The 8,855-nt window shown below is 58.3% G+C and carries 8 protein-coding genes; 6 read left to right on the top strand and 2 right to left on the bottom strand.

Features of this window, described 5'->3' with window-relative positions; translation table 11 throughout:
* Positions 1 to 229: 229 nt before the first annotated feature.
* Positions 230 to 1,123 (bottom strand): dihydrodipicolinate synthase family protein, encoded by an 894-nt coding sequence (locus K1Y02_23025; GenBank protein ID MBX7259253.1) that lies wholly within the window; start codon positions 1,121 to 1,123, stop codon positions 230 to 232.
* A 278-nt stretch (positions 1,124 to 1,401) separates the two neighbouring features.
* Between K1Y02_23025 and K1Y02_23020 the strand changes: the two genes are divergently transcribed.
* The gene (locus K1Y02_23020) at positions 1,402 to 2,424 is read left to right on the top strand and encodes a GNAT family N-acetyltransferase (GenBank protein ID MBX7259252.1); all 1,023 of its coding nucleotides are present in this window, start codon (positions 1,402 to 1,404) and stop codon (positions 2,422 to 2,424) included.
* On the opposite strand, the gene K1Y02_23015 is transcribed toward K1Y02_23020, so the two are convergent.
* Positions 2,421 to 3,284 carry an SDR family oxidoreductase gene (locus K1Y02_23015; GenBank protein MBX7259251.1) on the bottom strand — a complete coding sequence of 288 codons (864 nt, stop codon included), beginning with the start codon at positions 3,282 to 3,284 and terminating at the stop codon, positions 2,421 to 2,423. The two genes, K1Y02_23020 and K1Y02_23015, sit on opposite strands and share 4 nt — an antisense overlap.
* A 536-nt stretch (positions 3,285 to 3,820) precedes the next feature.
* On the opposite strand from K1Y02_23015, the gene rsgA reads away from it, so the two are divergent.
* From rsgA to K1Y02_22990, 5 genes are all read left to right on the top strand, one after another.
* A complete protein-coding gene (gene rsgA, locus K1Y02_23010) occupies positions 3,821 to 4,882 on the top strand; it encodes a ribosome small subunit-dependent GTPase A (GenBank protein ID MBX7259250.1) in 1,062 nt (353 codons plus the stop codon).
* A 157-nt stretch (positions 4,883 to 5,039) separates the two neighbouring features.
* The gene (locus K1Y02_23005; GenBank protein MBX7259249.1) at positions 5,040 to 5,423 is read left to right on the top strand and encodes a DoxX family protein; all 384 of its coding nucleotides are present in this window, start codon (positions 5,040 to 5,042) and stop codon (positions 5,421 to 5,423) included.
* Between the two features lie 79 nt (positions 5,424 to 5,502).
* A complete protein-coding gene (locus K1Y02_23000) occupies positions 5,503 to 6,456 on the top strand; it encodes a redoxin domain-containing protein (GenBank protein MBX7259248.1) in 954 nt (317 codons plus the stop codon).
* A gap of 39 nt (positions 6,457 to 6,495) precedes the next feature.
* Positions 6,496 to 7,338, top strand: a complete 843-nt coding sequence (locus K1Y02_22995) for an aquaporin (GenBank protein ID MBX7259247.1) — start codon at positions 6,496 to 6,498, stop codon at positions 7,336 to 7,338.
* A gap of 3 nt (positions 7,339 to 7,341) precedes the next feature.
* The coding region (locus K1Y02_22990; protein MBX7259246.1) for a GMC family oxidoreductase at positions 7,342 to 8,855 on the top strand (1,514 nt) is incomplete at its 3' end.

The following is an 8,855-nucleotide window of genomic DNA, read 5'->3' as shown; positions in this document are numbered from 1 at the left end:
GAAGTGGCGGTGGCGATTATCACCATGGACCCGATTGCGTACCAAGTGAAAGGGCGTTTCTCGGGCGCAATCGGCGGTGTGGGCATGATCGAACTCACGGAGTGCTACAGCGCTTCTCCGCCGTTGGTGGGCGAACGGTTGGATTTGCACACGCCGGCGTAGGACAGAAAACTCGAAAGCCCCCGAGGATTGCCCCGGGGGCTACATTTTGTCTGTCTGAATTGTCCGGCTATATCAGCCCGGCGGCATTCAAAGCCTTCGCGAGCTCGGACTTTTCCTGCTTGGTCAGTTCGCGTTGCGGCGAGCGCACGTATCCCGCATCGAACCCGCGCAGGCGAAGCCCTTCCTTGTAGCGCGCGACCATTCGCCCGTAGCAGAAGGCAGCGCACGCGCGGCCAAGCTTCTTCTGGGTTTCCCACGCCTTCTTCAAATCGCCCTTCTTGACGCTGTTGTAGATGCCCAGAAAGACTTCGGGCAGTACGTTCGCGGTGCTGGCGACGAATCCCGCCGCGCCCGCAATCTGAGCCTGCATGGCGTATTCATCGACGCCATTGATGACGGTGAAATCCGCGGGCTTGTCGGCCAGTACGCGGTTGAGGTTCGGCATGGAACCGCTACTGTCTTTGATACCCACGATGTTGTCGACAGTGCGCGCCAACTCAAGCACGACGGGAGGCGTCAACTCGTTCTTGGCGCAACCGGGGATGTTGTAGAGCAGAATCGGGAAGTCCTTGACGGCGGCGGCGATGGCGCGGTAGTGCGCCAGGAGCGCTGCGTCGTCGTATCCGAAGAAGCCCGGCGCGACAATGCCGGCAGCTTTGGCGCCGATATCGCGCGCGTGGCGCGTCAATTCGATGGTGGAGGCCGTGTCGAAGCAACCGGTATGCGCGACGACCGTCACGCGCTTTCCGACCTCTTGAACAACGGCTTGTAGCGTGAGCTTGCGCTCGTCGAGGGTCATGAGGGGACCTTCACCGGTGGTGCCGCACACGAAGAGACCGTGCACGCCTTGACCCGCAAGCCGGGCGGCGAGGGCTTTTACCCGGTCATAATCGACCGATTTTCCGCCTTTGGTGAACGGGGTTAAGATTGCGGGAATGACGCCATTAATCTGGAACTTCATGATGCAGTCTCCTTCAGTGCGGACCGTGCGTGTAGATTGGGAAGTATACGCCGTGATTTCGCGACGCGCAATGAAGGGCGCATTGATTGGAGAGCGGGCTTTTGCCCATACTATAAGCGGATTCTTGTGAGCAAGGTCGGCGTGTGAGAACTGGCTGAAGACATCTGGGTTTGCGTAGTTCTCCCAGTCGGGCACATGCACGCCATCCATTGGCTGGTGATGGCTTTACCTGGTGTACGTGAGCGCGATCATCGCGCAGAGAAAAGGCAGTAGCAATCGTGGAAGACCGAGATCTCAATATCGTTCTGATTGGCATGCCCGGCGTGGGGAAGAGCACTGTGGGCGTTTTGTTGGCCAAGACCCTCACGCGGAACTTCGTGGATACCGACGTCGCGATTCAGTCCGCCGAGCAACGGCGGATTATGGACATCATTCAGTCGGAAGGTGCAGAGGCATTTTGCGCACTTGAAGAGCGGCACGTGCTGGCGATGGAGTGCAAGGGATGTGTGATTGCGACGGGCGGCAGCGTCGTGTACAGCGAAGCGGCGATGAATCATCTTCGAGAGAAGGGGATTGTGATACACCTGATGCTGCCGCTGGAGTCGTTGGCCGAACGTCTCAGTAACCTCGATGCGCGCGGGGTCGTCCGACTTCAGGGACAATCGTTGGACGCGCTCTATGAAGAGCGGATGCCTCTCTACAGTAAGTATGCCTCCGCCGAGATCGATTGCAGCGGGTTACGCCATGAACAAGTGGTCGATAGCATTGTTGCATGGTTAACGGAACAAGGCGTGGTCGGCCCCGAGGACGTGCCTCATTTGACGGCGGCGGAAGCGGAGCCCGAACATCCGCCGGTGAACGTACAGCGGGCCGTCGATTCCGACTTCCCCGCGCTCGTCGCTTTGGACAAGCTGGTGCCTGGCAGCAGCGAACGGCGAAGCGCGCTTTCCAGTGCCATTGCATCCAAGAACTGCTACAAAGCGGTAGTGAACGGTGAAGTGCTCGGCTTCATGATCCTCGAAGAGACCTTTTATGGACACGCGTTTATCTCGTTCATGATTGTTCATCCCGGACATCGCCGGGAGGGCATTGCCTCAGGACTAATCCAGTACGCGGAGTCGGTTGCGCCGACCGATAAGCTCTTTACCTCCACGAACGCATCAAACACGCAGATGCAGCGTTTGTGCGAGGCGCAAGGATTCACGCGTAGCGGCGCTATCGAGAATCTGGACGACGAAGACCACGAGATCGTGTACTTCAAGCAGATTAAGCGCGAAGGGTCTGATACTCCGGCAAACTAGCCGCCGGTCTCGAAGCCCGGGTAGAGCGTCATGCCTCCGTCGACGAACAACGTGATGCCGTGGACGTAGTCGGAGTCGTCGGAAGCGAGCCACACGGCCGCGCGGCCAATATCCTCGGGTTCGCCGATGCGCTTATAGGGGACCAGCTTCATGAGGTCGCTATAGGCTTCTTCCGTGTCCCACGCTTGCATGTTGATGGGCGTGCGTATTGCGCCGGGTGCGATGCTGTTGACGCGGATGCGATGCGGCGCGACCTCCTGGGCGATGCTTTTCATCATCAGCATGATGCCGCCCTTGGACGCGGCGTAGTTGACGTGGCCAGCCCACGGAATCACTTCGTGAACGGAACTGATGCAGATGATCTTGCCCGCCGCGCAGGAGACTTCTTTCCGCACGCCACGCCGCTTGAATTCGCGAACCGCTTCGCGCGCACACAGGAACTGTCCCGTCAGGTTCACGTCGAGAACTGTCTGCCACTGTCGTAGCGTCATCTCGTCGAAGGGCGCATCCTGTTGCAGGCCTGCATTGTTCACGAGAATGTCGATGGTGCCGAACTCGTCGAGCATGCGGCGAAACATGGCTTGCACCTGCTCCTCTTTGGAGACGTCAGCTTGGTGGATGTACGTACGGCTTCCGCAACGCCGGACCTCGTCCGCGACTTTCTGCGCGGCATCGTCGCCGGACCGATAGTTGATCACCACGTCGGCGCCCGCGTGTCCGAGGGCAATGGCGATGGCCTTGCCTATTCCGGAAGAAGCGCCGGTAACAAGCGCCTTCTGGCCCTTTAGCAGCTTTTGTATGGGACATGCCGGAAGGACCGGCTCGGGGAAATGCTTTGGGGTTTGCGTTTTGGGGCGCATGGCGTGCCGGGCTCCTTTTCCTCTGAAGAACCAGTTTCCAGTTCGGTTTCCACACCCTAAATTCAGCAGCGCATCGAATCCGTGTCACCGGCGAGGCACAAAGTGCGCATATTGGCCGTGTCATTGGGGAACAGTGTGGTAGACTTACGAACCGGAACCGAAACGGCGAATCGTGCCAAAACCTCGGGAGGAAGAATAATGGCTAGGGTCACCCTTAATAACAGTCAGGCCGGAATCGGATAGAAAGAACCGATAGACCCTTGCATGAGACGCAATGCGGTAAGCCGCTTTGCGCGATCGAAGTGTTGTCGCTGCTTCCTTCCTTCCGGGCGAGACTCGCGCTGTGTCTGGCCGCGATCTGAACGCGGCAAAGCCACAACTTCCCACCTGACTGTCCAACCTCCAGCAAAATCATTTTCGGTAGAATTACATCAAGCATTGCCGGTCGTCGCACCGGCCTATACGAACAAGGACCGACACGGAACACCCCGTTGGGGCAGGGCCGTGTAGCACAGGTCTGAGGAGAAGATGAAGCAATGTCACTCGAAGACTTAGGGTGGGATGGGCGCTGGGACGCGCTCATGAGTCCATTCCGCGATGAGGGCTATGTGCCCGCCCGAGTGTCTCAGGAGCATCGGGGACAATACGTGATTTGGACTGCCGACGGCGAGGTGGCCGCAATAGTGTCCGGCAAATTTCGTCATGAAGCGAGTTCACCGGGGGAATTCCCGGCAGTGGGCGATTGGCTTGCCGTGAACGTGATTGATAACGGCGAGCGTGCCGTCATTCACGCCGTATTGACGCGCAAGAGCACGTTCTCTCGCAAGGCGGCCGGCGAGGCCGTCGAAGAGCAGGTCGTGGCGGCCAACGTCGACATGGTATTGCTGGTGAGCGGACTTGACGGCGATTTCAACGTGCGGCGTATTGAGCGCTATTTGGCGCTGGCGTGGGAGAGCGGTGCGACTCCGGTCATCGTTTTGAACAAGGCCGACCAATGCGACGATGTTGAAGCGCGCGTCGCGGAAGTTGAGTCATCGGCGATTGGCGTGGACGTGGTCGTGGTGAGCGCAATTTCCGGACAAGGTCTGGATCGGTTGCGCGCAATTACAGCAAAAGGGAAAACGCTCGCCTTGTTGGGATCGTCCGGCGTGGGTAAGTCTACGCTCGTAAATGCGTTGCTTGGCGAGAATCGAATGAAGACACATGAAGTGCGGGAAGACGATAGCCGGGGCCGGCATACGACCACGCACCGCGAATTGGTGCTTATACCGGGCGGGGGCGTTCTGATCGATACGCCAGGCATGCGCGAGATTCAGTTGTGGGCGGACGGCGACGCGATCGAGCGCGTGTTTGAAGACATTGCGCAGTTGAGTGCGCAATGCCGGTTCCGGGACTGTCAGCACGCGGGTGAGCCGGGGTGTGCCGTCGAAGCAGCCGTTGCGAGCGGATCGTTGAGTCCTGCGCGTATCGAGAGCTACCGCAAATTGCGGCGAGAGCAAGCGTTTCTGGCCCGTAAGCAAGACCTCGGTTTGCAGGCGGCGGAACGCGCCAAGTGGAAACAGATTCACAAGGAGATAAAACGGCTTAACAAGCAGTGACATGATTCCGGGCGGTGCGTGAATCTATGGGCGCCGGCAGTCGGGACAAACCCAAGCAACGAAGTGCTTGGGACAACCTGGGCCGGCGCCCAAACTATTTTCGATTACGTGAAGGAAAGCATGCATGTCGAACCGACGAAACACCCAGTTGACGCGAATGCAAGCCGCTGTGAGCTGGCCGCTACAGATCATCGTGGTCGCAATACTCGTACAGACTCTGTACTTCAAGTTTACTGGCGCCGAGGAATCAGTCTACATCTTCACGAAGTTGGGAATGGAGCCGTACGGACGAATTGGGTCGGGAATCGCGGAGCTCATCGCGTCCGTCCTGTTGTTGGTTCCTGCGACTGTGAGCGTCGGCGCAGTGCTTTCGCTTGGTGTAATCAGCGGAGCGATTGTCAGTCACCTCACTAAGTTGGGCATTGAGGTTCAAGGCGATGGCGGTTTGCTGTTTGCCTTGGCGCTGGTTGTTTGGGCTGGCAGCCTTATCGTGGCAGTGGTGAGACGAAAACAACTTCCTATTCTTGGAGCCTGGTTGTGACTCGGGCTTGGTATACACCGAGCGCAAGGCTCTCTACTTGCAGTTCAGCATAGCTTCTAATTACACAAGGAGACTTCCCATGCGATTGTTCAAACGCCCTAACCCTGTCTTGTCGAAGCTGTACACGGCGGCTCTGATCGCGGTCGCGGCAATTCCGGCGTGGTCTGCGCGCGCGGATACCGCGGACTTCACGCTCAAAGAAGCCGGCGGCGAGAAAACGTTTCAGTTGTCGCAAGCCAAAGGACGCTATGTGGCCCTGCACTTTCTTCTGAAGACCGATTGTCCGAATTGTCTGAAGTATGTGCGAAGTTACATGCAGAGCGGGGAAGCGGCTGAGGAAGTGGAACATGTATTCGTGAAGCCGGACTCGGAAGACGCGATCATTGCGTGGGCAGCGCCGTTGAAGGATGCAGGAGGCAAAACCCCTGTCATCTACCGAGACCCCGACGCGCAGCTTGCCGAAGCGCTGCGTGTACCAAACGGATATGAGTTTCATGGCGAGACGGTCCACTTCCCGGCGTTGATCGTGTTCGGACCGGACGGCATGGAAGTCTTTCGCTACACAGGGAAAGACACGATGGACCGTTACCCGGTTGACGCCTTCGTGAAGAAGCTAAGCGAACTGCGACGTTTGCGCGCCTTGGCCAATTACAACCTCGACAAAGCAAAGCTCGCCCTTCAAGGGTACGACCCCGTCTCCTACTTTGAAGGCAACGCGCCAATGGAAGGCAAGAAGGAGTTCAGCGCCCAGTACGCGGGAGGGACGTATTACTTCGTCAACGCGGCAAGCCGCGACAAGTTCCTTGCCAATCCCGACAAGTACCTGCCCGCGTACGGGGGGTGGTGCGCGTCGGCGATGGCCTTTGGAAAGAAGGTAGAAATCGATCCTGAAAACTACAAGATCACCAATGGCCGCCTCTTCCTCTTCTACAAGAGCCTCATTCAGAACGCGCTCAACGACTGGAACAAGCACGAAGCGCAATGGACCGTTGACGCCGACAAGCATTGGAAAGAGATCTCGGGAGAGGCCTAGGCCTCTCCTTTCTGCCGAGAACATGAAAGGCACGGACTCATGTGGACGAGACTTCGCAATCACTTCCCCGAGTACGTCATGGAAGCGACGCTTCTTGGATGCTTCATGATCTCTGCATGCGCCTTCGCGACAATGCTGTACCACCCAGCTTCGCCGGTATCCCAGTCGGTGCGTGGCGAGGGAACCCGCCGCGCTCTGATGGGAATTGCGATGGGGCTTACGGCGGTAGGGTTGATTCACTCGCCGTGGGGAAAGCAGTCCGGCGCCCATATGAATCCCGCGGTGACGCTCACGTTCTACCGTCTGGGGAAGATCGCTTCAGTTGACGCAATCGCATACGTAGCTGCTCAGTTTTCCGGGGCGATACTTGGCGTCCTCATCTCGTATGCGGCGATTGGTGAGCCGGTCGCGCACAGGTCGGTAAATTTCGTCGTAACGTTGCCTGGTCCGCATGGAAGCGCGGTTGCCTTTGTGGCGGAGGCGGTGATGGCATTCGGCATGATGGCGCTAGTTCTGACGATGTCAAACCGTCCAGCGCTTGCGCGCTACACAGGCGTCGGAGCCGGGTGTCTCGTGGCGCTCTACATTGCCATTGAAGCACCGTTGTCTGGAATGAGCATCAATCCCGCGCGGTCGATGGGAAGTGCGGTCGTGGGCGGAGTCTGGTCGGCAATCTGGATCTACCTGACGGCTCCCATCGTCGGCATGGCATTGGCCGCGGAGTTCTATGTGCGCTTGCCATGGATTCGCGCAACCGCGTGCGCAAAGTTACATCACCAAAACACGAAGCGCTGCATCTTCTGCGAGTACGCGGAGGAGCGGCAAGGAACGACCGTACGCTGCACGGAAACGCAGCCCAACTCTATCTATGCGAAAGGGTGACCCATGTCCACGTCGACCCACTATGACGTCATCATCATTGGCTCAGGCGCAGGCGGAGGAACGCTCGCCTACAGGCTTGCGCCCACAGGCAAGCGCATTCTGATCATCGAGCGTGGAGACTTCGTGCCGCGCGAGAAGGAGAATTGGGATAGCCACGCGGTGGTTGTCGAGAATCGATACCACGTGCACGAGGCGTGGCTCGACAAGAAGGGCAAGGAGTTCTTGCCGGGTACTCACTACTACGTGGGAGGCAACACGAAGTTCTACGGGGCTGCGTTGGTGCGATTGCGGAAGGAAGACTTCGGTGAGCTAAAGCACCACGGCGGGGTGTCGCCGGCTTGGCCAATCGGGTACGACGAGCTTGAGCCGTACTACACGGAGGCGGAGCGCCTGTATCACGTCCACGGAGAGCGCGGAACCGATCCGACTGAACCGTATGCCAGCGCACCGTATGACCATCCTCCGCTGAGTCACGAACCACGGATTAGAGAGATTGCGGACGGGTTGAAAGCGCAAGGGCACAATCCGTTTCCGATGCCAGTAGGAATCATGCTGGACGAGAAGAACCCGCGAACCAGCAAGTGCATTCGCTGCGATTCGTGCGACGGCTTTCCCTGTTTGCTCCATGCCAAAGCGGATGCTCAAACCGTTTGCGTAGAGCCCGCGCTGAGTCACCCCAACGTGTCAATGATGACCAATGCCTACGTGTCTTCGTTGAAGTGCAACGGGACTGGCCGCGCCGTGTCTGAAGTTGTCGTTCAACGGAACGGCAACACGGAATCGCTGTCGGCCGATATCGTCGTGGTCTCGTGCGGGGCAATCAACTCGGCGGCGTTGCTGTTGCGTTCCGCAAGCGAAAGGCATCCTCATGGCTTGGCAAATGGTTCCGGTATGGTCGGCCGCTACTACATGTGCCACGTGAACACGATGTTCCTGGCCATGTCGCAGCATCGAAACGACACGAAGTTCAACAAAACCATCGGACTCAATGACTTCTATTTCGGCTCGAAGGAGTGGGAACATCCGATGGGGCACATCTCGCTCATCAGTAAAGTGGACGCGAACATTCTGCGCGCGGGCGCGCCGCGTATTGTTCCTGGCATGACGCTGGAACTCATGGCGAGCCATGCGGTGCCGTTCTGGTTGACGACCGAGGACTTGCCAGACCCTGACAATCGCGTAACGCTCAGCAAAGAAGGGCGAATCACGCTGAACTACGCGCCGAACAACGAAGAATCTCACAAGCGCCTTATCGCAAAGCTGAAGAGCCTGCTGAAGCACATCGAGTGCCAGGAGCACACCATTCCGCTGCAAGCGTACGTTCCGGGGCGTATTCCGCTAGCAGGAGTTGCGCACCAAAATGGGACGATTCGGTTCGGTCACGATCCCCAATCCTCGGTACTCGATACGACGTGCAAGGCCCATGAGCTGGACAACCTCTATGTCGTGGACGCGAGCTTCTTTCCGTCGTGCGGCGCGGTGAACCCCGCGTTGACGATTATGGCGAACGCGCTGCG

It is taken from the genome of Candidatus Hydrogenedentota bacterium, assembly GCA_019695095.1.
Taxonomy (GTDB): Bacteria; Hydrogenedentota; Hydrogenedentia; order Hydrogenedentales; family SLHB01; genus JAIBAQ01.
The sequence above is the reverse complement of the archived record's forward strand: the minus strand, read 5'-3'. Positions and strand labels throughout refer to the sequence as shown.

Excerpts from the sequence above, each read along its gene's own strand:
- K1Y02_23025 (MBX7259253.1), bottom strand. The coding sequence starts at position 1,123 with ATGAAGTTCCAGATTAATGGCGTCATTCCCGCAATCTTAACCCCGTTC.
- K1Y02_23005 (MBX7259249.1), top strand. The coding sequence starts at position 5,040 with ATGCAAGCCGCTGTGAGCTGGCCGCTACAGATCATCGTGGTCGCAATA.
- K1Y02_22995 (MBX7259247.1), top strand. The coding sequence starts at position 6,496 with ATGTGGACGAGACTTCGCAATCACTTCCCCGAGTACGTCATGGAAGCG.
- K1Y02_23015 (MBX7259251.1), bottom strand. The coding sequence starts at position 3,284 with ATGCGCCCCAAAACGCAAACCCCAAAGCATTTCCCCGAGCCGGTCCTT.
- K1Y02_23000 (MBX7259248.1), top strand. The coding sequence starts at position 5,503 with ATGCGATTGTTCAAACGCCCTAACCCTGTCTTGTCGAAGCTGTACACG.
- rsgA (MBX7259250.1), top strand. The coding sequence starts at position 3,821 with ATGTCACTCGAAGACTTAGGGTGGGATGGGCGCTGGGACGCGCTCATG.